At 62.9% G+C, this 25,788-nt stretch carries 23 protein-coding genes and 3 pseudogenes; 12 read left to right on the top strand and 14 right to left on the bottom strand.

All coding sequences use genetic code 11. The features are described 5' to 3' along the window. Positions 1 to 107 precede the first annotated feature (107 nt). Positions 108 to 605 carry a DUF892 family protein gene (locus CUR85_RS09865; protein ID WP_067260565.1) on the top strand — a complete coding sequence of 166 codons (498 nt, stop codon included), beginning with the start codon at positions 108 to 110 and terminating at the stop codon, positions 603 to 605. A 155-nt stretch (positions 606 to 760) separates the two neighbouring features. Here the strand turns inward: CUR85_RS09865 and tuf are convergent, their stop codons facing one another. Beyond that, positions 761 to 1,936, bottom strand: a complete 1,176-nt coding sequence (gene tuf / locus CUR85_RS09860) for an elongation factor Tu (protein ID WP_067260569.1) — start codon at positions 1,934 to 1,936, stop codon at positions 761 to 763. Positions 1,937 to 2,098: 162 nt separating this feature from the next. Beyond that, positions 2,099 to 2,677 (bottom strand): hypothetical protein, encoded by a 579-nt coding sequence (locus CUR85_RS09855; protein ID WP_067260571.1) that lies wholly within the window; start codon positions 2,675 to 2,677, stop codon positions 2,099 to 2,101. Between the two features lie 127 nt (positions 2,678 to 2,804). On the opposite strand from CUR85_RS09855, the pseudogene CUR85_RS09850 reads away from it, so the two are divergent. Then, positions 2,805 to 4,162: pseudogene (locus CUR85_RS09850) on the top strand (cytochrome P450). Positions 4,163 to 4,187: 25 nt separating this feature from the next. Here CUR85_RS09850 and CUR85_RS09845 read toward each other — a convergent pair. After that, positions 4,188 to 6,563: a DNA topoisomerase IV subunit A gene (locus CUR85_RS09845; protein WP_425520129.1), complete on the bottom strand. Its 2,376-nt coding sequence runs from the start codon at positions 6,561 to 6,563 to the stop codon at positions 4,188 to 4,190. Positions 6,564 to 6,617: 54 nt separating this feature from the next. Here CUR85_RS09845 and CUR85_RS09840 point away from each other — a divergent pair, with 54 nt between their 5' ends. From CUR85_RS09840 to CUR85_RS09810, 7 genes are all read left to right on the top strand, one after another. Further along, positions 6,618 to 6,845 carry a hypothetical protein gene (locus tag CUR85_RS09840; protein ID WP_136720206.1) on the top strand — a complete coding sequence of 76 codons (228 nt, stop codon included), beginning with the start codon at positions 6,618 to 6,620 and terminating at the stop codon, positions 6,843 to 6,845. After that, a complete protein-coding gene (locus CUR85_RS09835; RefSeq protein ID WP_067260581.1) occupies positions 6,842 to 7,534 on the top strand; it encodes an SH3 domain-containing protein in 693 nt (230 codons plus the stop codon). Before CUR85_RS09840 ends, CUR85_RS09835 begins: the two co-directional genes overlap by 4 nt. A 57-nt stretch (positions 7,535 to 7,591) precedes the next feature. Further along, entirely contained in the window at positions 7,592 to 8,425 is an 834-nt protein-coding gene (locus CUR85_RS09830) for an SDR family NAD(P)-dependent oxidoreductase (protein ID WP_067260583.1), read from the top strand. Positions 8,426 to 8,482: 57 nt separating this feature from the next. Beyond that, positions 8,483 to 8,689, top strand: coding sequence for a twin transmembrane helix small protein (locus tag CUR85_RS09825; RefSeq protein WP_067260586.1), 207 nt, complete (start codon positions 8,483 to 8,485; stop codon positions 8,687 to 8,689). Further along, positions 8,689 to 9,264: a cob(I)yrinic acid a,c-diamide adenosyltransferase gene (locus CUR85_RS09820; RefSeq protein ID WP_067260588.1), complete on the top strand. Its 576-nt coding sequence runs from the start codon at positions 8,689 to 8,691 to the stop codon at positions 9,262 to 9,264. The genes CUR85_RS09825 and CUR85_RS09820 overlap by 1 nt, the downstream gene beginning before the upstream one ends. Positions 9,265 to 9,425: 161 nt before the next feature. Then, the gene (locus CUR85_RS09815) at positions 9,426 to 10,184 is read left to right on the top strand and encodes an electron transfer flavoprotein subunit beta/FixA family protein (protein ID WP_067260591.1); all 759 of its coding nucleotides are present in this window, start codon (positions 9,426 to 9,428) and stop codon (positions 10,182 to 10,184) included. Beyond that, positions 10,184 to 11,110: an electron transfer flavoprotein subunit alpha/FixB family protein gene (locus CUR85_RS09810; protein ID WP_067260593.1), complete on the top strand. Its 927-nt coding sequence runs from the start codon at positions 10,184 to 10,186 to the stop codon at positions 11,108 to 11,110. Before CUR85_RS09815 ends, CUR85_RS09810 begins: the two co-directional genes overlap by 1 nt. Before the next feature lie 73 nt (positions 11,111 to 11,183). Here the strand turns inward: CUR85_RS09810 and CUR85_RS09805 are convergent, their stop codons facing one another. After that, complete coding sequence (locus tag CUR85_RS09805; protein WP_067260596.1) at positions 11,184 to 12,017, bottom strand: DUF6473 family protein; 834 nt, start codon at positions 12,015 to 12,017, stop codon at positions 11,184 to 11,186. A gap of 156 nt (positions 12,018 to 12,173) precedes the next feature. On the opposite strand from CUR85_RS09805, the gene CUR85_RS09800 reads away from it, so the two are divergent. Next, positions 12,174 to 13,049 carry a 3-hydroxybutyryl-CoA dehydrogenase gene (locus CUR85_RS09800; protein ID WP_067260598.1) on the top strand — a complete coding sequence of 292 codons (876 nt, stop codon included), beginning with the start codon at positions 12,174 to 12,176 and terminating at the stop codon, positions 13,047 to 13,049. Positions 13,050 to 13,128: 79 nt separating this feature from the next. Here CUR85_RS09800 and CUR85_RS09795 read toward each other — a convergent pair. From CUR85_RS09795 to CUR85_RS09765, 7 genes and pseudogenes are all read right to left on the bottom strand, one after another. Continuing rightward, positions 13,129 to 14,011: pseudogene (locus CUR85_RS09795) on the bottom strand (lysophospholipid acyltransferase family protein). Positions 14,012 to 14,045: 34 nt separating this feature from the next. After that, positions 14,046 to 14,315: an HPr family phosphocarrier protein gene (locus tag CUR85_RS09790; RefSeq protein WP_067260603.1), complete on the bottom strand. Its 270-nt coding sequence runs from the start codon at positions 14,313 to 14,315 to the stop codon at positions 14,046 to 14,048. A 16-nt stretch (positions 14,316 to 14,331) separates the two neighbouring features. After that, positions 14,332 to 14,723, bottom strand: a pseudogene (locus CUR85_RS09785) (PTS sugar transporter subunit IIA). Next, positions 14,720 to 15,583, bottom strand: a complete 864-nt coding sequence (gene rapZ / locus CUR85_RS09780) for an RNase adapter RapZ (protein WP_280322619.1) — start codon at positions 15,581 to 15,583, stop codon at positions 14,720 to 14,722. The pseudogene CUR85_RS09785 and the gene rapZ overlap by 4 nt, the downstream one beginning before the upstream one ends. A 37-nt stretch (positions 15,584 to 15,620) precedes the next feature. Then, the gene (locus CUR85_RS09775) at positions 15,621 to 16,049 is read right to left on the bottom strand and encodes an HPr kinase/phosphorylase (protein ID WP_067260609.1); all 429 of its coding nucleotides are present in this window, start codon (positions 16,047 to 16,049) and stop codon (positions 15,621 to 15,623) included. 21 nt (positions 16,050 to 16,070) lie between these two features. Then, a complete protein-coding gene (locus tag CUR85_RS09770) occupies positions 16,071 to 17,759 on the bottom strand; it encodes a sensor histidine kinase (protein WP_067260611.1) in 1,689 nt (562 codons plus the stop codon). 42 nt (positions 17,760 to 17,801) lie between these two features. After that, the gene (locus CUR85_RS09765; protein WP_067260621.1) at positions 17,802 to 18,503 is read right to left on the bottom strand and encodes a response regulator transcription factor; all 702 of its coding nucleotides are present in this window, start codon (positions 18,501 to 18,503) and stop codon (positions 17,802 to 17,804) included. A 379-nt stretch (positions 18,504 to 18,882) separates the two neighbouring features. Between CUR85_RS09765 and CUR85_RS09760 the strand changes: the two genes are divergently transcribed. Further along, complete coding sequence (locus CUR85_RS09760; protein ID WP_067260623.1) at positions 18,883 to 20,481, top strand: phosphoenolpyruvate carboxykinase; 1,599 nt, start codon at positions 18,883 to 18,885, stop codon at positions 20,479 to 20,481. Between the two features lie 75 nt (positions 20,482 to 20,556). On the opposite strand, the gene CUR85_RS09755 is transcribed toward CUR85_RS09760, so the two are convergent. Together CUR85_RS09755 and CUR85_RS09750 are read right to left on the bottom strand one after the other, a co-directional pair. After that, positions 20,557 to 21,102 (bottom strand): hypothetical protein, encoded by a 546-nt coding sequence (locus tag CUR85_RS09755; RefSeq protein ID WP_280322618.1) that lies wholly within the window; start codon positions 21,100 to 21,102, stop codon positions 20,557 to 20,559. Further along, a complete protein-coding gene (locus CUR85_RS09750; protein ID WP_280322617.1) occupies positions 21,069 to 21,464 on the bottom strand; it encodes a LysR family transcriptional regulator in 396 nt (131 codons plus the stop codon). Before CUR85_RS09750 ends, CUR85_RS09755 begins: the two co-directional genes overlap by 34 nt. A gap of 164 nt (positions 21,465 to 21,628) precedes the next feature. Between CUR85_RS09750 and CUR85_RS09745 the strand changes: the two genes are divergently transcribed. After that, on the top strand, positions 21,629 to 21,985 hold the full coding sequence (locus tag CUR85_RS09745; RefSeq protein ID WP_067260629.1) for a helix-turn-helix domain-containing protein: 357 nt from the start codon (positions 21,629 to 21,631) through the stop codon (positions 21,983 to 21,985). 136 nt (positions 21,986 to 22,121) lie between these two features. Here the strand turns inward: CUR85_RS09745 and smc are convergent, their stop codons facing one another. Next, on the bottom strand, positions 22,122 to 25,577 hold the full coding sequence (gene smc, locus CUR85_RS09740) for a chromosome segregation protein SMC (protein ID WP_067260631.1): 3,456 nt from the start codon (positions 25,575 to 25,577) through the stop codon (positions 22,122 to 22,124). Positions 25,578 to 25,788 lie beyond the last annotated feature (211 nt).

The following is a 25,788-nucleotide window of genomic DNA, read 5'->3' as shown; positions in this document are numbered from 1 at the left end:
ATCAAGAGCAGATCTGCCCTTTCCGCCGATATTCTCTTCTTTGGGGAACATTGAGCGCTCAGCTTACGTTTTCCCGTCGAACAAAGCCCGAAATTGGAGGACGACCGATGACTATGAACAATCTCAAAGACGTTTACACCGACCAACTGCAAGACCTCTATTCTGCCTGCAAGCAATCGCTCGAAGCGACCAACGCTCTGGGCCGCGCGGCGGAGGACAAGGAACTTAGCGAAGCGCTGATCGACGGCAGTAATGGAATCGCCAAGGGCATGGATGTGCTGAAGTCCATCTGCGCGAAACATGACCTCGACCCAGAAGGCGAGCACTGCCACGGGATGGAAGGCCTTGTGAAAGAGGCGCATAAACATGTGCTGGAGGAAGATTTTGGCGACAGCGATGCCCGCGATGCCATGATCATCACGCAGTATCAGCGGATGGTGCACTATGCTCTGGCGGGCTACGGCTGCGTTGTCGCCTTCGCCAACCGTCTGGGCGAAAACGAAGATGGTGCACAACTTCAGGAGCAGCTTGATCACACCTATGATGGCGACCGCCGCATGACTGAGATCGCGACCAAAGGTGGCGTGAACGCTGACGCCGCTTGATTGCAGTTGAATTAGAGCGAGTGGAGCCGGCTCTTACGAGGGCCGGCTTTTTTGTTTCAGCGGGGTCGCACACCCCGCCAACGCAAAAGGCCGCAGCAAACGCTGCGGCCTTTCGATTCTTTCAGACGTCAGGCCCCGAAGGCCTGATCCAAAGATCACTCAGTGATTTTGGAAACGACGCCCGCGCCAACAGTCCGGCCACCTTCGCGGATCGCGAAGCGCAGGCCGTTTTCCATGGCGATCGGTGCGATCAGCTCAACGCCGAAGGACACGTTGTCGCCGGGCATGACCATCTCGGTGCCTTCTGCCAGCTGAACGGTGCCGGTCACGTCAGTTGTACGGAAGTAGAACTGCGGACGGTAGTTCGCGAAGAACGGCGTGTGACGGCCACCTTCCTCTTTGGTGAGGATATAGGCTTCGGCTTCGAACTTGGTGTGCGGTGTCACGGAGCCGGGCTTGCAGAGAACCTGACCGCGCTCAACGCCGTCACGCTCAACGCCGCGCAGCAGGGCGCCGATGTTGTCGCCCGCTTCACCACGGTCCAGCAGCTTGCGGAACATTTCCACGCCGGTGCAGGTGGTTTTCTTGGTGTCGCGGATGCCGACGATCTCGATTTCGTCGCCAACGTTGATCACGCCACGCTCGACACGGCCGGTCACAACGGTACCACGGCCAGAGATCGAGAAGACGTCTTCGACGGGCATCAGGAAGGGCTGGTCCACGGCACGCTCAGGTGTCGGGATGTAGGCGTCAACTTCGGCCATCAGCTTCTTGATCGACTCTTCACCGATCTCGGGCTTGTTGCCTTCCATCGCCGCCAGAGCGGAACCTGCAACAACGGGAATGTCGTCGCCGGGGTAGTCGTAGGAGGACAGCAGTTCGCGGATTTCCATCTCGACGAGCTCGAGCAGCTCTTCGTCGTCGACCTGGTCAACTTTGTTCATGAAGACGACCATGGCGGGGATGCCAACCTGACGGCCGAGCAGGATGTGCTCGCGGGTCTGGGGCATCGGGCCGTCGGCCGCGTTCACAACCAGGATCGCGCCGTCCATCTGCGCCGCACCGGTGATCATGTTTTTCACATAGTCAGCGTGGCCGGGGCAGTCGACGTGGGCGTAGTGACGGTTCTCGGTCTCATACTCAACGTGCGCGGTCGAGATGGTGATGCCGCGGGCCTTCTCTTCGGGCGCGCCGTCGATCTGGTCATACGCTTGGAAGTCACCGAAGTACTTGGTGATCGCCGCGGTCAGCGTGGTTTTACCGTGGTCAACGTGGCCGATCGTGCCGATGTTGACGTGCGGTTTGGTGCGTTCAAACTTTGCCTTTGCCATGGTGGCGCCCTTTTAATTGAGGGGCCCCAACGGGGACCCGAACCCTATCTGGCGGGCGATGTATTGGGTTCGAGCGGTAAAATCAAGCGAGACTTGCGTCTTGGCGCCACTTAAAGCCCACCGTGGGCCTGCCGCATCGGTCGGGCGCGCCTCGGCTATGGGCTATTTATCCTCTGGTTCCCCGGCGGGGGACAGGGCTGTGCCACCGTTGAACCACCCCTCTTCGCGGTTTTGCTTGACCAGATAGGTCTCGATCGCCTTCGCGGCGTTCTGGCTGAGGTTCTTCAGCTGCTCCTCGGCGGATTTGGTATAGCCCGAGCCCACCACCGGCCCTTGATCGAGGGATTCGAAGACGGTGATCTGATGCGGCTCGGGGTTCAGCTTCTTGTTCTTGGCGTCGTCCCAAACCGTGAGGTTAAGGATCAAGATTGATTTCGGCGCAAAGACCAACGGGATGCCCGGCTGCGCCAGCACATAGCCCTCGACGCTGATGCCGAAGTGGTAGAGGCGCTCGCCCTCGTAGCGATCAAAGCGTTCGGCGGTGGCGGCGCGCACGGCCTCGGCCAGTTCTTCCTTGCTGACCTCGCGGCTCAGCGGCCCCTTCTGGGCTTTGGGCGCCACCACGATATTGTGGTGCAGGTTAAAATCCCCCAGCGGGGTCGGCGCCTTGTCGAGGTCGGATGCCCCGTTGCAGGCGGCCAGCGTCGCGACGAAGGTCAACAGGGCAAGAACTCTCAGCATGGGCAATCCCTCAGGGGTGTTAAGGTTTCGAAAAGGGGTAGCCGATGGGCCAAAGGGGCGCAATCATTTGCCGCAGTTGCGCTGCCCCCGGGCCGGTCTATCTTGGACTGAGAGTGAGGACAGCAAGATGACCCAAGCCCGCCCCCTGCCCGTCCGCGTGCCGCTCGTTACCGAGCCTGTCAGCATGCTCGGCAGCCTGCAGATGGCGCGGCGCAACGTGCTCAGCATCATTCCCAAGATCGCCACGACGCAGCCCATGGTTTCGGGCAAGACCGGCAAGCGCTGGCATATGGTGATGGACCCCGGCGCGATCCGGCAGGTCCTCCTCGACCGGTTGGAGGATTACCCCAAGTCCGACGTCACCAAGAACCTGCTCCGCCCGGCCATAGGTGAGTCGCTCTTCATCGCAGAGGGCGCGCATTGGCGCTGGCAACGCCGCGCGCCGCCCCCGTCTTCTCGCAGCGCAACGTGCGCAACCTCGCCCCCGTCATGAGCGCCGCCGCCGCCCGCTCGGCCGAGCGCATCGCCGCCGCCGGGCCGCGCGCGGTCAACATGCTGGACGAGATGGTGACCACGACCTTCGACGTGATCGGCGACGTGACCTTTTCTGGCGACGGCACCTTCGACCGCGACAAGGTGCATGGCGCCATCGATGACTACATCGCCGAGGCCGGCAAGATCAGCCTTTTCGACATCCTCGGCCTGCCCGACTGGCTGCCGCGCCCGGGGCGGATGATGTCCGGCCAAGCACTGAAGCAGATGAAGGCGATGGCCGATCAGGCGATCGAGGCGCGGGTGGCGCGCGGCCATGACGGCACGCCCGACCTGCTGGACCTGCTGCTCGAGGGCGAGGACCCCAAGACCAAGCGCCAGATGAACACCGGCGAGTTGCGCGACAACCTTCTGACCTTCATCGTCGCGGGCCATGAGACTACGGCGCTGACGCTGGCGTGGTCGATGTACCTGATGGGTTTCGACCCCGAGATGCAGGAACGTGCCCGGGACGAGGTGCGGGCCGTGCTTCAGGGCCGAGTCTGCACCGGCGAGGACGTGGATAAGCTGCCGCTGGTGCGGATGATCGTCGACGAGGCGCTGCGCCTCTACCCCGCCGCCGGGATCATCTCGCGCACGGCGCAGAAACACGACAGGCTCTGCGACCGCGAGATCCGGCCCGGGGACACGGTGATGATCCCGATCTACGCGCTTGGCCGCAACGAATTGCTATGGGAGGACCCCGACGCCTTCCGGCCTGAGCGTTTCGCCGACCGCAAGGCCATCGACCGCTATGCCTATCTGCCCTTCGGAGACGGGCCGCGCATCTGCATCGGGGCGAGCTTTGCGCTTCAGGAGGCGGTGATCATCCTCGCCACGCTGCTGGGGCGGTTCAAGTTCACGCCGGTGCCGGGCCGCGAGCCCAAGCCGGTGATGATCCTGACCCTGCGCCCGGAGGGCGGCGTTTGGATGACCGCCGAGCCGCTGGACTGACCGCGCCCCGAGGGGCGCGGGTGTTTCACGTGAATTTATTGTCGCGCGGGAAGCCGCGGGGCGCCATGCGGCCCGAACTTGCGCGCTTGCCGGTCCATTCGGCCAGATCAGCCTCGGTCCGCGTGCGGCCCGCCGGGTCCTGCCAAGTGAGACCCGCCTCGCGGGTGAAGGTGATGGCATCCGACAGGCCGCCGTCCTTGAACTTCTGCAGCCGCACGCCCTTGCCCCGGCCCATCTCAGGCAGTTCATCAAGGCCGAAGACCAGCACCTTGCGGTTCTCGCCCACAGTGGCGACGCTATCGCCGGTGACGGGGTGACAGACCAGCGCCGTGACCCCCTCGCCGCGCACGTTCAGCACCTGCTTGCCGCTGCGGGTCTGGGCCACAACGTCATCCTCGGGCACGACGAACCCGTCGCCCGCCGTGGAGGCCACCAAAAGCTTGCGCCCCGGCTGGTGGATAAAGAGCGAGACGATCTGCACCTCATTAGGCAGGTCGACCATCAGGCGCAGCGGCTCGCCCATGCCGCGCCCGCCGGGCAGGTTGGCGGCGGAGACAGTGTAGAAGCGTCCGTTCGAGCCGAAGACTAGCAGCCGGTCCGTCGTCTCGGCATGAAAGATGAAGCGCGGGCCGTCGCCGTCCTTGAACTTCAACTCGCGGTTCAGGTCGATATGGCCGGTCATGGCGCGGATCCAGCCCATCTGGCTGCAGACCACGGTGATCGGCTCGCGGTCGATCATCGCCTCGATCGGCACGTCCTCGACCTCTCCGGCGGTGTCGAACTCGGTCAGACGCTGGCCGCGTTTGACACCGTCGATCACCCAGTCCTTGCCGAACTGCTTTTTCGTCGTGCGCAGCTGGTCGGCAATGGTGGACCATTGCAGGTCCTCGCTTTCCAGCAGGTCTTCGAGGCCCGCACGCTCGGTCATCAGCGCATCACGCTCGGCCACCAGCGCGTCTTCCTCCAGACGCCGCAAGGACCGCAGGCGCATGTTGAGAATCGCCTCGGCCTGCACGTCCGACAGCCCGTTCTCGCGGCCTGCGTAGCTGTGCGGGATCGCGCGGGTGTCACCACTCTCGGCCAGCACGCCGGTGGCCTGCGCCTCGGCATCAGCGATGACCGCCAGTTTCGACACATCAACCCCGGCCAGCGGCGAGACATAGGCGGCCTCGTCCATGGCGCGGGTCAGCGTGTCTTGATGCGCACGGCTCCAGTCCTCGTACATCAACGCGGCCTTGGGGTCCTCGTCGTAGCGGATGATCTCGATCACCCGGTCGAGGTTCAGAAACGCCGTGATCAGGCCCTGCAACACCTCAAGCCGGTGGTCGATCTTGTCCATCCGGTGCCGCGAGCGGCGTTGCAGCACCTCACGACGGTGGTCGAGGAAAGCGCGCAGCACTTCCTTGAGCGAGCAGACCTTGGGCGTCTGCCCGTCGATCAGCACGTTCATGTTGAGCGAGAATCGCACCTCAAGGTCCGAGTTGCGGAACAGCATGCCCATGAGCACGTTCGGATCGACGTTCTTGGACCGCGGCTCGATGATCATGCGGATGTCTTCGGCGGATTCGTCGCGGATGTCGGCGAGAATCGGGATCTTCTTGGTCTGGATCAGCTCGGCGATCTTCTCGATCAGCTTGGACTTCTGGACCTGATAGGGAATCTCGGTGACAACAATCTGCCAGGCCCCGCGGCCCAGATCCTCGACCTCCCAACGGCAGCGCAGCCGGAAGGAGCCGCGGCCCGTGCGATAGGCGTTGGCGATGTTCTCGGGCGGCTCGACGATGATGCCACCGGTGGGGAAATCCGGGCCGGGGACATAATTTAAGAGCGTGTCGTCACGCGCATCCGGCGTCTTGATCAAGTGGATACAGGCGTCGCAAAGCTCGGCGATGTTATGCGGCGGAATGTTCGTGGCCATGCCCACGGCGATGCCCGAGGAGCCATTGGCCAGAAGGTTCGGGAACTGCGCGGGCAGCACCACCGGCTCGGTCAGCGTGCCATCGTAGTTTTCGCGGAAGTCGACGGCGTTCTCGTTCAACCCCTCCAGCATGGCCTCGGCCACGGCGGTCATCCGCGCCTCGGTGTAGCGCGAGGCCGCCGGGTTGTCGCCGTCGATGTTGCCGAAGTTGCCCTGCCCGTCGACCAGCGGGTAGCGCACGTTGAAATCCTGCGCCAGACGCGCCATCGCGTCGTAAATCGCGGCATCGCCATGCGGGTGATAGTTACCCATCACGTCGCCCGAGATCTTGGCCGATTTGCGGAAGCCCCCGGTGGACGACAGCCGCAGCTCGCGCATGGCGTAGAGGATGCGGCGGTGCACCGGCTTCAGCCCGTCGCGCGCATCGGGCAGCGCCCGGTGCATGATCGTGCTCAGCGCATAGGTCAGGTAACGATCCCCCAAGGCGCGGCGCAGCGGCTCGGACAGGTCATTCGGGTCGAGTTCTGGGGTGTGCTTGTGTCTGACATGACGGGTCTTTTAGCCAAGCACGCCAAAGCGGGCAAGCGACAGATTACCCGCGAACGACTCGGCAAAATGGCCGCTGGCACGGTTTCAAGTGAGAAAAAAGCAATACTTTCCGGCTATGCGAATTCTTGCCAATCGGAAATGAACCATTCGCGAGGTTTCGCGTTGGTCTCTCAACAGCAACACGGTTTGACACGGGACGAGGAACAGCAAAAATGAAACGGTTCATCTTTTTGACATTTGGTTTCATGGGCTGGGCATTCTACGAGATGAGCGGCGGGGCCGACTTCGTGCCCGCAGGCTCGCAAACGGCCAGTGCCGAAGCGGCTGAGGCGGCCCTGATCGCCAGCGCCAACCCCTCTTCCAACCTTGTTACCGCCACCGCCGCGAACGCGGCCCGCAAGGCGGAAAGCCCGATCACCCCCTTCGCCGAAGGGACCCCTGCGCGTGATGCCACGGCAACCCGCGTGGCGCTGAACCTCACGACGCTGAGCGACCTGCCGCAGGCCAATGACGGGATGGTGCAAAAGGCCGTGGCAACCCCTGCGGACCGCGCCGGGGCGAAAGTGGTCAAAGCCAAGGCCGTCAGCGCCCCTGCGCCCAAGGTGGAAAAGGCCGCTTACACGACGACAAGTGCCAATGCGCCGACTGTCATCCCGAGCCTGATTGACGGCGCTGACAGTGGCGCGACCTTTGTCAGCACGACGCAGGCCGACATCCGCGAAGTCAACGGCACCCGCGTCAATGTCCGCGGCGGTCCGGGCACCAACTTCGGCGTGGTCGGCAAGCTCGGCAAAGGCGACGCTGTCGAAGTGATCGAAGACAACGGCGCAGGCTGGGTGCGTTTCCGCAGCGTCGATGGCAGCGAATCCGGCTGGATGGCCGACTTCCTGCTCAACAACGGCTAACTTGCCAATCCCATAGCATCGCGCGATGAAGGGCCTTTCACACGAAGGGCCCTTTGCATGTCTGCGACCCGCTCCATCCTCATCACCGGCTGTTCCAGCGGCATCGGCTATGCCGCCGCCCACGGCATGCGCGCCCGTGGCTGGCGCGTTTTCGCGGCCTGCCGCCAACAAGCGGATTGCGACCGGTTGCAAGCCGAAGGATTCGATGCGCCCCGCCTCGATTACACCGATGAGGCCAGCATCCAAGCGGCGCTTGCCCATGTGCTGGACCAAACCGGCGGTACGCTCGACGCGCTGTTCAACAACGGTGCCCACGCCACGCCCGGATTGGTCGAAGACCTGCCCACCGATGCCCTGCGCGAGATATTCGAGGCGAATTTCTTTGGCTGGCACAGCCTGACCCGCGCGGTGATCCCGGTGATGCGCAAGCAGGGCCACGGGCGGATCGTGCAATGTTCCTCGGTTCTTGGCATGGTGGCGATGCCGTGGCGCGGGGCGTATAATTCCACGAAATTCGCCCTTGAGGGGCTGACCGACACCCTGCGGCTTGAGATGCGCGGCACCGGGGTCGCGGTGATCCTGATCGAACCCGGCCCCGTCACCTCGAAACTGCGGATCAAGGCCATTCCGCGTTTCGAGCGCTGGATTGACTGGCAAAGCAGCCCCCGCGCGGCGGAGTATGAAAGCACCATGCGCCCCCGGCTTTATGACGACAGCGGCAAGAAGGACCGCTTCGAACTCCCGCCTGCAGCAGTGGTCGAGAAGCTGGTCCACGCCGTCGAATCCCCCCGACCCCGCCCGCGCTATTTCGTCACAACCCCAACGCATATCGGCGGTGTTTTACGGCGTATCCTGCCGACGCGCGCGCTGGACTGGGTCACCAGCCGCTGATTTTGGTTGCGCGGCTGCCCGGTGCCGCTACATCTCAGGCCAACGAAAGGACAGCCCATGCCAAATGATCCGTTTTTCGTGATCGTCCTGATCTCTGTCGTGGCGGTCGCCGTTGTGCTCCTGATGGGGCTGGGCGGCTTTGCCACCGGGGGCAAATTCAACAAACGCAACGCCAATAAGCTGATGCGGTGGCGGATCATCGCGCAGTTCATCGCCGTGCTGCTGATCCTTGCCTATGTCTATTTCCGAGGGGGCACGATCTGATGGTTGTACTGAACAAGATTTACACCCGCACCGGGGACAAGGGCACCACAGCCCTTGGCAATGGCGACCGTGTCGCCAAACATGACGCGCGGGTCGAAGCCTATGGCACCTCGGATGAGTTGAACTGCTTCGTCGGGGTGGCCCGGCTCGAAGCTAAGGGCGCCACGGATGAAGCGCTGGCGCGCATTCAAAACGATCTTTTCGATCTGGGTGCCGACCTTTGCCGCCCCGATATGGAAGCCGATAAGGATGCGGAATACCCGCCCCTGCGGGTCACCCAAGAACAGGTCGACCGGCTGGAGCGTGAGATCGACGTGATGAATTCCGAGTTGGAACCGCTGCGCAGCTTCATCCTGCCCGGCGGGCGCGCGCTGGCCGCGCATCTGCATGTCTGCCGCACCGTGGCGCGCCGCGCCGAACGGCTGGCGGTGTTGCTGGCTGAGCAAACGGCGGTGAACCCCGCCTGCGTGACCTATCTGAACCGGCTCAGCGATTGGTTCTTCGTCGCCGCGCGGATGGCCAATAACGCGGGCAAGGAAGACGTGCTTTGGGTGCCGGGGGCGAACCGAGCGTAAAATAGCGCTAACAGACGAAAAACCGGGAAAACGCCGCGTTCAAAACTGCCAACCTGCCGATTTTGGCCTGTTTTGATCCGATCCGCTTCGTTACACCCGTCTGGAGAATTAGGGAGACCGGGCCACCAGCCCGCGTCGCAAACTGAGGAGAGAGACCGCTCATGAAGGTACTGGTGCCTGTCAAACGCGTGATCGACTATAACGTGAAAGTTCGTGTCAAAGCGGACGGATCGGGTGTTGATCTTGCCAATGTGAAAATGTCGATGAACCCCTTCGACGAAATCGCCGTCGAACAGGCGATTCGTCTGAAAGAAGCCGGTCAGGCTGAAGAGGTCGTCGCCGTCTCCATCGGTGTGAAGCAAGCGCAGGAAACGCTGCGCACCGCCCTCGCCATGGGTGCCGACCGCGCGATCCTCGTGGTGGCCTCGGACGATGTGCACAAGGACATCGAACCGCTGGCCGTGGCCAAGATCCTCAAAGCCGTGGTCGATGAAGAGCAGCCGAGCCTCGTGCTCTGCGGCAAGCAGGCGATCGACAACGACATGAACGCCACCGGGCAGATGCTCTCGGCGCTGATGGGCTGGTCGCAAGCGACCTTTGCTTCCGACATCGCCATCGAAGGCGACAAGGCGAAAGTCACCCGCGAAGTCGATGGCGGCCTGCAGACCATCGAAGTCACCATGCCGACCGTGGTCACCGTGGACCTGCGCCTCAACGAGCCGCGCTATGCCTCGCTGCCCAACATCATGAAGGCCAAGAAAAAGCCGCTGGATGAAAAGACCGCCGAGGACTATGGCGTCGACGTCTCCAACCGCTTGGAAGTCGTGAAGACCGAAGAGCCCGCGGAACGCGCCGCTGGCATCAAGGTCGGCTCGGTCGACGAGCTTGTGGCGAAACTCAAAGAAGCGGGGGCTGTGTAATGGCTGTTCTTCTGATTGCAGAGATTTCCGACGGCGAACTGTCGATGGACGCAACCGCCAAGGCGGTGACCGCGGCCAAGCAACTGGGCGACGTGACCATTCTGGCGGCGGGCAGCTCTGCCGCGGCGGCAGGCGAAGCGGCGGCCAAGATCGATGGCGTTTCCAAGGTGCTGGTCGCCGAGGACGAGATGCTGGGCCACCGTCTGGCCGAAGCCACCGCGGCGCTGATCGTCAGCCTCGCCGGTGACTACGACCACATCGTCGCGCCCGCCACCACGGATGCCAAGAACATCATGCCCCGCGTCGCGGCGCTGCTTGACGTCATGGTGATCTCGGATGCTTCCGGCGTTGTCGATGCCGACACCTTTGAGCGCCCGATCTACGCGGGCAACGCGGTGCAGACCGTGAAGTCCAACGACGCCAAGAAAGTCATCACCTTCCGCACATCGACCTTCGATGCTGCCGGTGACGGCGGGTCCGCCTCGGTCGAGACCATTTCGGCAGCCGAGAATCCCGGCCTGTCCACATGGGTCGAAGACAAGGTCGCCGAATCGGACCGCCCCGAGCTGACAAGCGCGGGCGTGGTGGTTTCCGGTGGTCGCGGTGTCGGCTCCGAAGAGGACTTTGCCCTGATCGAGAAACTGGCCGACAAACTGGGCGCCGCCGTTGGCGCCTCCCGCGCGGCGGTCGATTCGGGCTATGCGCCGAACGACTGGCAGGTTGGCCAGACCGGCAAAGTGGTCGCCCCCGACCTCTATGTCGCGGTTGGCATCTCGGGTGCGATTCAGCACCTTGCCGGGATGAAAGACTCCAAGATCATCGTCGCGATCAACAAAGACGAAGAATCGCCGATCTTCCAAGTCGCAGACTATGGTCTCGTGGCAGACCTCTTCGACGCGGTGCCGGAACTAATCGAAAAGCTGTAAGGCTTCTCATATGAGACACCAAAGGCCCGCCGTTCTCGGCGGGCCTTTTTCGTGCATGTCCCTACCGGGAGCGTCAGGACATGCTTTGCAGCGCATCGGTCAAAGCGGCGGCGGCAGAGGCATGGGCCATCGGGCCCAGCATTTCCGACGCGGCCGGCGCCTCGAATTCACTGACCACCATGCCAGCGGTCGGCCCCCCTGAGGGGTCTTTGGGAGAGACGACCTCGATCTTGGCCGTGGCGTGCTGGGCCACCGCGTCCAACATTTCGCGTGTCACGAATAGCGGATCATGGCCCAACTCTCCCACCGGCTGCGCTGCTGTGGCGACCGGCGGGCGGTCGGCCAGCCAAAGCAGGAGCGTGCGCCCCTGTATCTGTCCCAACATCAAACGCATGCGCGCCATCCACGCCTGCTGAAGCTCCGCGCGCACCGCTTCGAACCGTTCGGGCGAGACCTGCATGAGGTGCGTCAGCATGTGCCGGTTGAAGTGGAACTGCGAGAAATCGACCTCGCGGTAGATCGTCTGCAACAGCGCGGAGGCCCCGACAAAACGGTCGTTCCGACGCCGGTGCACGGAATAGAAACGGTTGGTCATATTCTGCGCGCCCATGACCTGCACAACCGTCACATCTGCCTGCGAGGCGGCCTGCGCGACGAAAGGGTCATGGGCAAAAGCGTCGATCCCCGCGTTGGGAAAGCCGAAGTTCACGCAGGTCTTGCCGATCTCGGCCTCGACCCGCGCGGGAAACGGCTCTTCAATGAATTTGCCATAGGTCTCCGTCCCGCCGAGAAAGGCGATATAGGGCGCCTCCAACCTGCGGCGCGGGCCGCGAAACATCAGCTTTGACGTGCCGTAGCGGCATGGCAAATAGTCCAGAGGCGCTGGCCCCACTGCATCATAGGTCATCGAACCCACCTTTTTGTTCACCCAAAGCCAGATTGCACAGCAGGGGCTGCGATTCTGTTAACGGGCGAATTTGTCGTGAGATTTCGTAAACAGCTGCCCTTGCGGCACCCCCGCCACGCGCCCTATTGTGCGCCGAACTCAAGCAAAGGACAGGCCATGGACATCCAGACAATCGGTATCGTGGGAGCGGGGCAAATGGGCAATGGGATCGCCCATGTCATGGCGCTGGCAGGCTACGACGTGCTGCTGAACGATGTCAGCGCCGATGCGCTGGCCAAAGCAATGAAAACCGTGACCGGCAATATGGACCGCCAAGTCAGCCGCGAGAAGATCACCGCCGCCGACCGGGACGCCGCCATGGCGCGGATCACCACGACGCAGACGCTAGGCGATCTGGGCCAAAGCGATCTGGTGATCGAAGCCGCGACCGAGCGCGAAACAGTGAAACAGGCGATCTTCGAAGACCTGATCCCCCATTTGAAACCGACGACGATCCTGACCTCGAACACCTCGTCGATCTCGATCACCCGTCTCGCGAGCCGCACCGACCGGCCCGAGAAATTCATGGGCTTTCACTTCATGAACCCCGTGCCGGTGATGCAATTGGTCGAATTGATCCGCGGCATCGCCACGGACAGCGAGACTTATGACGCGTGCAAAGCTGTCGTGGACCGTTTGGGCAAGACCGCCGCCTCGGCCGAGGATTTCCCCGCCTTCATCGTGAACCGCATCCTGATGCCGATGATCAACGAGGCAGTCTATACCCTCTACGAAGGGGTCGGCAACGTCGAGTCGATCGACAGTTCGATGAAGCTGGGGGCGAACCATCCGATGGGGCCATTGGAGCTTGCGGACTTTATCGGTCTCGACACCTGCCTTGCCATTATGAACGTTCTGCATGACGGGTTGGCGGATACGAAATATCGCCCCTGCCCGCTGCTGACCAAATATGTCGAAGCCGGGTGGTTGGGGCGCAAGACGCAGCGGGGGTTCTATGACTACCGCGGCGAAAAACCGGTTCCGACGCGCTGAGTTGCGAGGGTGTTGGGGGCTCTGCCCCCATCGCGCCAGAGGCGCGATTCCCCCGAGGGTATTTTTAAAAGGATGAAGTTTAGTTGGTGAGCGCCAGAGTATGGGCGCGCAGCCAAGCCATGAAGCCGCGCGGGTCGTCGGCCCAGCGGTCGATCTCTTCGCGGGCGAGCGGGTGGCCAACGATGGGCCCTTGGGGTTTGTCGCAGGCGTGGGCGATTTCATGCAGCAAAAGCCCTTGGCGCAGCATCGGGCTGAGCCTGTTGGCGATCTGATAGGCGCGGCTGTTCTGGCCCGGGAATCGCATCGGCACCACCTGCGCACCGGAGCGGCGGATCATCTTGGCGGTGAAGACGTTCCATTCCGCTTCGACTGCCGGGCCCACCAGCTTTCCGAGGCCGCGACGACGCCTGAGGGGAAGAGCGCCACGACGCCGCCTTCTTTGAGGTGGGCCATGGCCTTGGCGCGCATTTCCACGCCTTTGCGCTGCGCATCCGGGTCATGTGGGAAGGGCACCGGGATCATGTAGCTGCCCGCCACCTCGTCGATGGAGGTGAGCAGCGACCGGGTGAGGATACGGTAATCGGGGCGCACGCGGCCGATGAGGTCGGCGAAGATCATGCCGTCGACCATGCCGTGGGGTGGTTTGCCACGACCACGACTGGCCCCTCTTTTGGGATGCGGTCCAACTGCGTTTGCGGAGTGGTGAGGTCGATGCCCATCGTGTCGAGCGCCGCGCGCCAAAAGGCTTGGCCTGAGGGGGTGCCGCGTTGTTCGAACTTACGGATCAGACGCAGAATTTTGAGCTTGCCGGTGAAAAGCTCCATCGCGGAGATCACCCGCGCCTTCCATGGGTCATCGAAGGTCGAGGCATAGGACAGGCTGCGGCGGTCGTATTTGGTGAAGGTCACCGTGCCGTCGCCTGTCTGGGCCGGCTCGGCCGCGATGTTTTGCACGTCTTCCATGGGGTCGGCGGATCCTTTTTCCCGCTTGGCGGGCCTAAAACCCTTCGCCGAACTTATCCGCCACGAGGGCGGTCAAAGCTTCGGCCAAGGCCTCGGCATCGGGGCCGGAGGTTTGGACATCGATGGTGGTGCCGCGCGACGCACCGAGCATCAAGAGCCCCATGATACTGTCGCCCGAGGCCGACATGCCATCCTTGCTGACTTCGGCGCGGGCATCAAACGCCTCGACCACCTCGACCAATTTGGCGGAGGCGCGCGCGTGCAGGCCTTTTTCGTTAACGATCTTTAAAGAAAATTCGGGCATGACGTCTTGGGGCCTTCTAACCTGCGCTGACATTCTGGCTGTCGATATACTTCTTACCAGCTTCGAGCGCGGCACGCACGGCATCGGGCACATCCATATGCCGCGATTTGGCGAGTTTGATCAGCATGGGGAGGTTCGCGCCGTAGATGATCCGGCGGTTTTCCGGGCGGCAGGCCAAGAGGCTGAGGTTCGAGGGGGAGCCGCCGAAAAGATCGGTGACAACCACCACACCGGCGCCTTGGTCCACCGCATCGGCGGCGCCGCAAATCTCGCGTTCTTTGTCGGCGCGGTCGTGATCGGCTTCGATCGCGATGGCGCGCACGCCGAATTGGGATCCCACGACATGTTCGATGGCGGCAAGATATTCTTGCGCCAGCCCCCATGTGCGACGATGACGATCCCGATCACGGCTTGCTTCCTTCACGATGCTGACGGTCCAGCTCTCGATGCCTAATTGACACCTGCCAGCCCTGCTCTGCAAGGCGCAAAGCGTGATCTTCGGCCATGGCGACAGAGCGGTGTTGCCCGCCCGTGCAGCCGAAGGCGATGGAGATATGGGATTTGCCCTCTTCGCGGTAGGCGGGCAGCAGCAGGAGGCTGAGATCGAGCACCTTGTCGGCGAAATCGGCGTAGCGTTTGTCCCCCGCCACATGGGCCGCGACGGAAGGGTCGCGCCCGTCGCCGCGGCGCAATTCGGGCACCCAATAGGGATTGTTCAGAAAGCGGCAGTCGTGCACCACATCAACGCCGCGCGGAAGGCCCCGTTTGTAGGAAAAGCTTTGTACCGATACCGTCAGTTGGCGCTGCCCGCCGGGGGCGAACCATTGTTCGACCTCGGCGCGCAACTCGTGGACGTTCAGCGTTGTCGTGTCGATCAGCACGTCGGCACGGGCGCGGATCGGGTGGAGCAATTCCTGCTCGCGTGCGATCCCGTCGACGGGGCGGTCAGCCGGGGCCAGCGGGTGGCGGCGGCGGGTCTCGGAAAAGCGTTGCAGCAGCACATCAGGCGCGCAATCGAGATAGAGCAGTTCCGCGCGCCACCCCGGTTCAGCCGTCAGGCGGCCCATCAGCTCCAGCACGCCTTCGGTGGAAAAGTCCCGGTTGCGGGCGTCGATCCCCAAGGCCACCGATTGCGCATCGCCGGGGCGGTCAAGCAGCGCGGGCAGCAGCCGCAGCGGCAGATTGTCGATCGCCTCAAACCCCGCATCCTCCAGCACGTTGAGCGCAGAGGACCGCCCGGCGCCCGAAGGGCCGGTGACAAGGACCAACCGCCGCGGGCGGGGTCTGTTGATGAGGTCTGACTGATCAATTCGGTTCTTCCACACCTGACATATACAGATGAATTGCTGCCGCAAAATGAGCGCTATCGCATTTGTGAAAACAGGGCAACGTGACACCCCGTAGCATATGGCTGTGCCCTTCGGGAAGGCGCCGGTCTTCGGTACGGGCCAGATCGACGACGAGGGCCAGCGGCACGGGGCCGTGATCCTCGGCCCGCAGAATGCCGACATAGCGCGCCTCGATCAGGCCGCGGATCGGCTCGGGGACGCTGGCGATCACCTGATCCCCATCGCGCATGATATCGGTGCGATCATCGGCCACCAGCTTGGCACCGAGGGCGATCAGTTGCAGGGCGAGGGCCGATTTGCCCGCGCCGGACGGGCCAAGGATCAGCACCCCGCGCCCATTGATCGCCACGCAGCTGGCGTGGAGGTTTTCGCGCTCGACGGTCATATCAGGCCCCGCGCCCGGGATTTAGGTGGGCAGCCCCACGACAAAACGCGCGCCGAGCGGTTCGGAGGTGATGTCGGCCTCGGTCGGGCGGATGTTCTCGGCCCAAATCACGCCGCCATGGGCTTCGACGATCTGTTTCGAGATCGCGAGGCCGAGGCCGGAGTTGTTGCCGAAATGCTCTTCCGGGCGTTGCGAGTAAAAGCGTTTGAAGATTTTGCCGAGCGCCTGTTCGGGGATGCCGGGGCCGGTGTCTTCGACCACGATCAACACGCGATTGGCACGTTTGCGGGCCCAGACCCGGATCGCGTCGCCGTCTTCGCAAAAGGAAATTGCGTTGGTGATCAGGTTCACGAAGACCTGCGCCAAACGGGCTTCCAGCCCATGCACGGTGATCGGCGCAGCGGGGAGGTCAGTGATGAAATCGATGCCTTTGGATTTCGCATCTTCGCCGAGGTACTGGCCCAGATTGCCCAGCATTTGCAGCAGGTCGAAGGGCTCTTCCTCTTCCTTGACCAGTTCGGAATCGAGCCGCGAGGCATTGGAAATGTCGCTCACCAAACGGTCGAGGCGGCGCACGTCATGTTCGATCACATCCAGCAGTTTCTCGCGCTGGTCGTCACGCTTGACCATGCGCAGCGTGCCCACGGCAGACCGGAGCGAAGCGAGTGGGTTCTTGATCTCATGGGCCACATCGGCGGCGAATTGTTCGTTGCCGTCAATCCGGTTGTACAGTGCCGAGACCATGCCGCGCAGCGCGCCTGACAGGCGGCCAATCTCATCGGGCCGCGCGGTCAGATCGGGGATGCGGATGCGGCCGGGGTTCATCTTGCGCGCGTCCTTGTCGCGGCCCAGTTCGGCAGCGGCAGAAAGGTCGGCCAGCGGATTGGCGATGGTCGAGGCCAGAACGAGGCTGAGGCCGATGGAGACGAGGGTCGCGATGACGAAAATCTGCAAGACGCGCTCGCGTTCGCTGCGCACAAGGCGGTCGATCTCTCCCGCCGCACTGGCCACGGCGACCACGCCAACGGGGGTGTCGCCCTGCATGATGGGGGTCACCACGCTGAAAAGCGTGCCGCCTTCGATGGCAAGCGTGCCTTCCAGTCGGGTACCGCTGGTCACGCTGGTGCCGACCATGCCGCGCAATTGCTCTTCGAGCGGCGGGGTGGCGGTAACCTCATCGGTGCTGAAGGGGGCCGAAACCCGGTCCCAAAGCCAATTCAACCCGTCGTTCAGCAAGGTCCGCTCACCCGCCTCGGAGGCGGCGAGGGCCTCGGCCACGGTGACGCTGCCTGCGGTGCGGGCGACCAAGGTTTCCGCCGTATCATAGACAAAGACTTCGATGCCGCCGCGCAGGTCCAGCCCGTCGAGCGTGGCAGCCACATCGACGCCATCGCCGGTGGTCAGGTTCACCGGCGCGCCTGCGGGCAGTTGCGCTTCGATCACATCGGCGATCAGCTCGGTCTCAGAGACCAGCGCCGCGGCGCGTTGCAGCGCCAGACTGTCGCGCGAGGAATTGAGGTAGAGGATCCCCGCCACCAGAACGCTGAGCGCGATCAAGTTGAAGGTAATGATCTTGCGCGTCAGCGGCGAGGACCGGAGCGAGAACAGCCCCCGCCGTTCGCGCTTGACCCGAATTTCATCCGGCGCGGCACTGTCGGGGGTGACCCAATCGTCCCCCAATACAACATCACCGTCCCTGCCAGCAGCCATGTCCCGCACAAGCTTCCTTTCGACCCGCGTTAACCGACGGGTTTACTCTTCGTTATATCTATAGCCGATGCCGTAAAGCGTCTCGATCGCCGAAAATTCATCATCCGCGCTGCGCATCTTTTTGCGCAGGCGCTTGATATGGCTGTCGATGGTGCGGTCATCCACATAGACCTGATCATCATAGGCCACATCCATCAGCTGGTCGCGCGATTTCACGAAACCGGGGCGCTGCGCGAGGGCTTGCAGCAGCAGGAATTCGGTCACGGTCAGCGACACATCCTTGCCCTTCCAGCTTACCGCGTGGCGCAGCGGGTCCATCCGCAGATCGCCGCGTTCCATCACCTTGGTCTCTTCGGTATCCCCGACCTCATTGGTCTCAACCGCGTCTTGGCGGCGCAGAAGCGCGCGGATACGTTCGACCAACAGGCGTTGGCTGAAGGGTTTTTTGACGTAATCGTCGGCCCCCATGCGCAGGCCCAGCACCTCGTCGATCTCATCGTCCTTGGAGGTCAGGAAGATCACCGGCATCGCGGTTTTCTGGCGCAGACGTTGGAGCAGATCCATGCCGTCCATACGGGGCATCTTGATGTCCAGCACCGCCATATCGGGCAGTTTCTTGTTGAAGGCGTCCAGCGCCGCTTGGCCATCATTATAGGTTTCCACTTCGAAACCTTCAGCTTCAAGAGTCATCGAAACGGATGTCAGGATGTTCCTGTCATCGTCTACCAATGCGATCTTTGACATTGCCTGCTTCCTTATGCTGCTCAATTCGTTCTTATTTTTGGAGTCAGTGATCTCCAATATTACAGATCGAATCAATCCTTAAGTGCGAATCGTGCCTCTGAGATGCACCAATTCCGTCATAATTTGGTTAGGAATGGCTAAATTGCCGCACTTTGACCGGCCCGGTCCAAGAGGAAGCCGGTGCCCCGCGCGCCGCATCGGGCCGGGATCTATGGGCTCGGGAACAAAGTTTTAGATGATGGCGCTAACTGTGACAAAGCTGCCTGTTCAACCAGAAAACGCCCGTGTTAAGAGGCACTCAAGGCCCCCGACGCCCAGGGCAATTGCGCCCGCTCGGACACGTTCTGCGCTGCTCACGCGCTACCACAGGAGACATCATATGACATTTGGACGGGTAAACCCGCAGTTCAGCCTTGAGGATCAAAAGATCAGCGGGCTTGGCGATGTCTATTACAACCTGACCGAGCCTGCGCTGGTCGAGGCGGCATTGAAACGGGGCGAAGGCAGCCTTGGCAAAGGCGGGGCCTTCCTCGTCACCACCAGCAAGTTCACGGGCCGCTCGCCCAAGGACAAACATGTGGTCAAGACCGACAGTGTGGCCGACAGCATCTGGTGGGAAAACAACGCCGAGATGTCGCCCGAGGGCTTTGACGCGCTTTACGAAGACATGCTCGCACATATGCAGGGCAAGGACTACTTCGTCCAAGACCTCGTCGGCGGGGCGGACCCCAAACATGCGATCAACGTGCGCATGGTGACCGAACTGGCATGGCACGGGCTTTTCATCCGCACCATGCTGCGCCGCCCCGATGCCGAAGCGTTGAAGGACTTCACCGCCGATTTCACCGTCATTAACTGCCCCAGCTTTCAGGCCGACCCGGCCAAGCATGACTGCCGCAGCGAGACCGTGATCGCGATGAACTTCGACCGCAAGATGATCCTCATCGGCGGCACCGAATACGCGGGCGAGAACAAGAAATCCGTTTTCACCCTGCTGAACTACCTGCTGCCGGAAAAAGGCATCATGCCGATGCACTGCTCGGCCAACCACGCCAACGGCAACCCGGTCGATACCGCGGTTTTCTTTGGCCTCTCGGGCACCGGCAAGACCACCCTCTCCGCCGATCCCGAGCGCACGCTGATCGGCGATGACGAGCATGGCTGGTCCGACAACGGCACCTTCAACTTCGAAGGCGGCTGCTATGCCAAGACCATCAACCTAAACCCCGAGGCCGAGCCGGAGATCTACGCGACGACCTCCAAATTCGGCACGGTGATCGAGAATATGGTCTTCGATCCCGATACTTTCGAGCTCGACTTCGACGACGACTCGCTTACCGCCAACATGCGTGCCGCCTACCCGCTGCACTACATCTCGAACGCCAGTGAGAAGGCCGTCGGCGGCCATCCGAAAAACATCATCATGCTGACCTGCGATGCCTTCGGCGTGCTGCCCCCGATCGCGCGGCTGAGCCCGGCGCAGGCGATGTATCACTTCCTATCCGGCTTTACCTCCAAGGTGGCGGGGACCGAGCGTGGCGTGACCGAGCCGGAGCCCACATTCTCCACCTGTTTCGGCGCCCCCTTCATGCCGCGCCGGCCCGAGGTTTACGGCAACCTGCTGCGCGAAAAGATCGCCCAGCACGGGGCCACCTGCTGGCTCGTGAACACCGGCTGGACTGGCGGCGCATACGGCACCGGCTCGCGGATGCCGATCAAGGCGACCCGCGCGCTGCTGAGTGCCGCCCTCGAAGGGCGTCTGGCGGATGCGGAGTTCCGCAAAGACCCGAATTTCGGCTTCGATGTCCCTGTCGAGGTGAACGGCGTCGCCGACATCCTGCTTGACCCGCGCCGGACCTGGGACGACCCGGAGGCCTACGACCGTCAGGCGGCAAAACTGGTCAAGATGTTCTCGGACAACTTCGAGCAGTACCTGCCCCATATCGACGACGATGTGAAAGCCGCGGCGATCAGCTAAGCCTTTCGCCAAGGATGAAACAGAAAGGGCCGCCCCTGTTGGGCGGCCCTTTTCGCATCTCACGCTCCGTGACCTTTAGCCTGCGAAAGTCACCTTCGCATCCAAAGGCATCTCGCGCAGGAAACTGTCATCCACGCCGACGATATTGACCGAGGTCGACCGGTCGACCGCCGCGATCAGAGCAAAGCTCTTGTCCGGATAGCGCCCGGCCATCAGCAAACGTTTATAGGCCAGAGGCACCGGCGCGCCCCCCTCCTCCCGCGGGATTTCGGTGACCACCTCGTCTAGGCGAACGCCACAGGTCGCCTCGACCTCCCGAAAGGGGTAGTTCAACATATTCTCGAACTCAGGCCCGCCCGGAAACAGCTTGATCGGCCGCCCGATGCTGCTGCGCGCATTGGTCCAGCCCCACCATTGCGTGTAAAAGGATTTCTCGCCGACCTCGGTACAGATCCAGCCGTTGGGCGAGTCGCGGTAGACCAGCACATAGGGGCGCATGGCGCGGAAGGCCTCGCTCTCCAACTCACCCCGGCTCAGGCTCCACGCCTGCAACACGGCCTGAAGCATGGCAGAGCCACCGTCCCAGATCAGCGACAGGGCTGCTGTTGTTGGTGAAAACACCAGCCGTTCGGCTCTTCATGGGAAAGGCGCAGCATACCGTCGGCATGGCGCGTCTTGCCATCCAGCCACAGCTTGCCCCGATCGATAATATCGCGCGCTTCGGGCAGGGCCTCGGCGCCTGCTTTGGTCAGGGAATAGCGGCGGTTCTCAATCGTGAAGAGCGGCGCGCCCATCGCCTCTTCCAACTGCTGGATATGCCGCCGGACCGTCTGCCGGGTGCTGGCCAATTCGGCCACCGCATGGCTGAGGTTCAAAGTATGCGCCAGCGTCACGAAAGAGCGCATCATCTCGAACAAAAGGGCCGGGGCGGGGTCCTTTTGCAAGGTCTGGGGCACGGGTGCGACCGGCTCAATATCGGACATATGCTGGTTCATAGGCAAGGGATGGTACATGAATCACCCGGTAACGCAACATAATCCATACAGCTAGGGTGAATTGGTTAACGCAAAGAGGCCAGATCTAGGCAATTGATCCTCAATACATTGCGGGTAGTGAATATATGGTACTCAACCAGAGGTATTGAACCATGTCCCACCCCGTAGACGTTCACGTCGGTCGTCGGCTCAAGCAGGCACGCACCCTGCGACGGCAATCCCAGACCGATGTGGCACGCGAACTCAAACTGTCGTTTCAGCAGATCCAAAAGTATGAAATCGGCTCCAACCGGATCGCCGCCAGCCGCTTGCATGAGCTGGCCCGGATACTCAACGTCACCCCCGGCTATTTCTTCGAAGGGCTGGATAACGACAAGCCCGAGGCCAGCAACGACCCCTCGCTCGACATCGTAAACGCCATCGGCTCCATCAAGGATGATGCGGTAAAGGCCCGTATTCTAACGTTTATTGAGGATGTTGCCGGCGTCACCGTCGCGCGCAAAGGCTGATCACAGCCCGTCGTTCACGCGAAACTCCGCCCGGGCCATACGGCTCACACCACCTGACCAACGGCCACGAAAGCCCGCGGCAAACTGATGCGCACCCGCTTTAAGGGCCGGCACAAACCACCGGCGTCTCCCACCTTCACGCGACCAGCGTTTCCGCCTTTTTCAAATCAACAGAGACCAATTGGCTCACCCCCTGCTCCGCCATGGTGACGCCAAAGAGCCGGTCCATCCGGGCCATGGTCACCGCATGGTGCGTGATGATCAGAAAGCGCGTGTCGGTCTGACGGCACATCTCATCCAGCAGATCACAGAACCTGGTCACATTTGCGTCATCAAGCGGCGCGTCGACCTCATCCAGCACACAGATCGGCGCCGGATTGGCGAGGAAGACGGCAAAGATCAGCGCCATCGCGGTCAACGTCTGCTCCCCACCCGACAGCAGGCTGAGGGTGCTGAGCTTCTTGCCCGGCGGCTGGCACATGATCTCCAACCCGGCTTCCAAGGGATCGTCGCTTTCGACCATTACAAGGTTCGCTTCACCGCCGCCGAAGAGATGGGTGAACAGCATCGAGAAATTCGCGTTCACCTGATCAAAGGCGGTCAGCAGCCGTTCCCGCCCCTCGCGGTTGAGGCCCGCAATGCCGCTGCGCAGGGTCTTGATCGCCTCTTCCAGATCGGCCTTCTCGGTCAGCAGGGCTTCGTGCTCTTCGCGTATCTCTTTCGCATCATCCTCAGCGCGCAGGTTCACCGCGCCCAAGGAATCCCGCTGCCGCTTGTACCGGTTCACGTCCTCTTCAAGCGTTTCCACCGGCGGAATCTGATCCGTCTCGACATCGAGCGCATCGCGCAGCGCCTCGGGCGTGCTCTGTCGTTCATCCTGAATGCGTTCCGCCGCATGGGTCACCGTTTCACGGGCGGCATCGCTGCGGGCCTCGGCCCGGGCACGGGCCTCCCGCGCGTCCGATGCCTGCCGCTCCGCGTCACGCTCGGTGTCCGTCGCGGCTTTCAAGGCGGCTTCCGCGGCGGCCAGCGTTTCCGTGGCATGGGCGCGGCGGGCCTCGGCAGAGGTGATCGCGCCTGACAGGTCTTCCCGCTTCGCCGCGATCTCCGCCGGGACAGCGCTTGCCTCGGCCAATTCGGCCTCCGACGCGGTCTTGCGCTCGACCAATTCAGCGCTGCGCTTGCCCGCCGTTTCCAAGCGCTTCCGCCAGCCGCTGACCTCTTTCGCGACCTCTTGCAGCCGCCGTCTGCGCGCCTCGCCTTCGCGGCGCAATTCGTCATGGGCCGAGCGGCGCGACATCATGGTGATCCGCGACGCCTCGACCGTCATGCGGACATCCTCGACCGTCGCACGGGCGGCGGAAAGGTCATCCAAGCCCGCCAGCGTGCGCTCGGCGTCCATCACCTCGGCCCGCGCGGTGATCGCGGCTTCCTCATGGCGTTTCACGGCAAGGCCGAGGGATTCCAACCGGCTCTGGGCAAGGTTGCGATCTGCCTCTGCCCGACTTAACGCGCGGCCCGCTTCGGCCACCTGCCTGTCGGCATCGCGCCGCGCCTCGCGGGCCCGTTTGTCGGCCTCGGCCTGTTCGGCCAGTTGCTGCTGGAGGGTCTCATGCGCCGCCCGCGCGGCATCGGCACGGGTGCTGGCCTGTTCCAGCGTCTGTTTCAGGACTTCCAACCGGTTCAACTGCTGCAAGCGCAGCGCGGCTGCCGAGGGCGCATCTTCGGCCATGGCGCGGAAACCGTCCCACCGCCAGAGGTCCCCCTCCTTCGACACCAAGCGCTGCCCTGGCTGCAACTGCGCCTGCAACTCTCCGCCCGCGTCGGCATCAACGAGCCCGACTTGGGCCATTCGGCGCTCTAACACCCGCGGCACGGTGACATGCTGCGTGAGCGGGGTCACCCCGGCGGGCAGTGGCTGGCGCGCCGGGTAGTTCGGCAAAAGCGCCCAGCCTGAGGGGCGATCGGCCTCTACCTCAGGTGCACGCAGGTCATCGGCCAAGGCCGCGCCGAGCGCTTTCTCAAAACCCTGTTCCACCTGCAACCGGTCGAGGATCTGCCCGCCTTCGGCGCTGTCACGCTCCACCAATTTAGCCAGCGCGCCAACCTCGGCGCGCAGGGCCTTGGCCTCGCCCTCCGCCTCAGAGCGCTCCGCGCGGGCCTCGGCCTCGCGCGATTGCGTGTCGGCGCGGGTCTCTTCGGCAGCCAAAAGGGCGGCATCCGCCGCCGCCGAGGCGGTGACGGCTGCGGCTTCGGCCTTCTCAGCCGCCGCGAAATCTAGCCCGGCCTTGTCGAGGGTCGCTTGGCTTTGGGCCACCGCATCGCAGGCCTTGCGGGCCTCGGCCTCCGACTTCTCTAACGTCTTGCGGCTGTCTTGAAGCAAGCGTTCCGCCGAACTGTGGCGCGCGGCCAAACGGGCCACGTCTTCGGTCTGCTGCGAAAGGTCGGCCTCGCGGGTTTGCAAGACTTCGGCTGCCTCGCGCGCGGCCTGCTCCGCCTCCTCAAGCGCGCTGTCGTGCCCCTTGTCCGCCTTGGCGAGGCCTTCCGCTTCCTCTTCGAGGCGCGCGATCGTTTCTTCCGCGTCGCGATTCAGCCCGCCTTCGCGTTCGATATCACGGGTCAGCTGAGCAATGCGGCCTGTCAGGGTTTCGATCAGCGACGCCGCCCGCGCCTCTTCCGCGGTCAGGGTGTCGCGCTGCGTGGTGAGACGTTGCAGAATCGCAGTCGCAATCGCCTCTTCCTCGCGCAGGGGCGGCAAGGCGGCTTCGGCCTCTGCCCGCCCTTCGGCCACGCGGCGCACTTGCGCTTCGGCCTCTGCCGTGGCGGCGACGCGAGCACGCAATTCCCCCTCGGCTTTCGCACGCGCCTCATCGGCTTCGCGCCAGCGGCGATACAGCAACAAGCCTTCGGCATGGCGCAGTGCTTCGCCAATCTCACGATACCGCGCCGCCTGCCGGGCTTGCCGGGCCAGCGTGGCCAATTGCGCGGCCAGTTGTTCGACCACATCGTCTACGCGGGCGAGGTTTTGCTCCGCCCCGTTAAGTTTCAACTCGGCCTCATGACGGCGCTGATACAGGCCCGAGATGCCAGCGGCCTCTTCCAAAATGCGACGACGGCTTTTTGGCTTGGCGTTGATCAACTCGGCAATCTGCCCCTGCCGGACCAAGGCGGGGCTATGCGCCCCGGTCGAGGCATCGGCGAAAAGCATCTGCACGTCGCGGGCGCGTACATCCTTGCCGTTTACCTTATAGGCGCTGCCCACGTCGCGGGTGATCCGGCGGACGATTTCAAGCGCGTCTTGCTCATTAAATCCCGCAGGCGCCAACCGGTCACTGTTGTCGAGGTGCAGCGCCACTTCGGCGAAGTTGCGTGCGGGCCGGGAGGAGGCACCGGCGAAGATCACATCTTCCATGCCGCCGCCGCGCATGGCGGTCGGGCGGTTTTCGCCCATGACCCATCGCAGCGCTTCGAGCAGGTTGGATTTGCCACAGCCGTTCGGCCCCACGACCCCGGTCAACCCGTCGGAAATGACAAGGTCGGTCGGGTCCACAAAGCTTTTGAAGCCGGTTAATCTGAGTTTGGAAAAGCGCAAGTTAGCCCTGCCGTGATTGATTCTCGCCTGAGCGGCGAACTTGCCGTTTGGCATGGGTCCGAGTCAATCAAAAGCCCCAAGGGAGAGGGGGCGGTCGGCGGTTATCCACAAGATATTGTCTTAATCGGCGCGTTTGCCCTACGGGGCACTTAGTTGGAGCGGGTCGATGGCACGCTTCGCCCATTTCGCGCCCCTCGCCTCAAACGATGCC

The sequence above is a fragment of the Sulfitobacter faviae genome (assembly GCF_029870955.1).
In the GTDB taxonomy this organism is placed as follows: Bacteria; Pseudomonadota; Alphaproteobacteria; order Rhodobacterales; family Rhodobacteraceae; genus Sulfitobacter; species Sulfitobacter faviae.
This window is presented reverse-complemented; position numbering and strand designations above follow the sequence as displayed.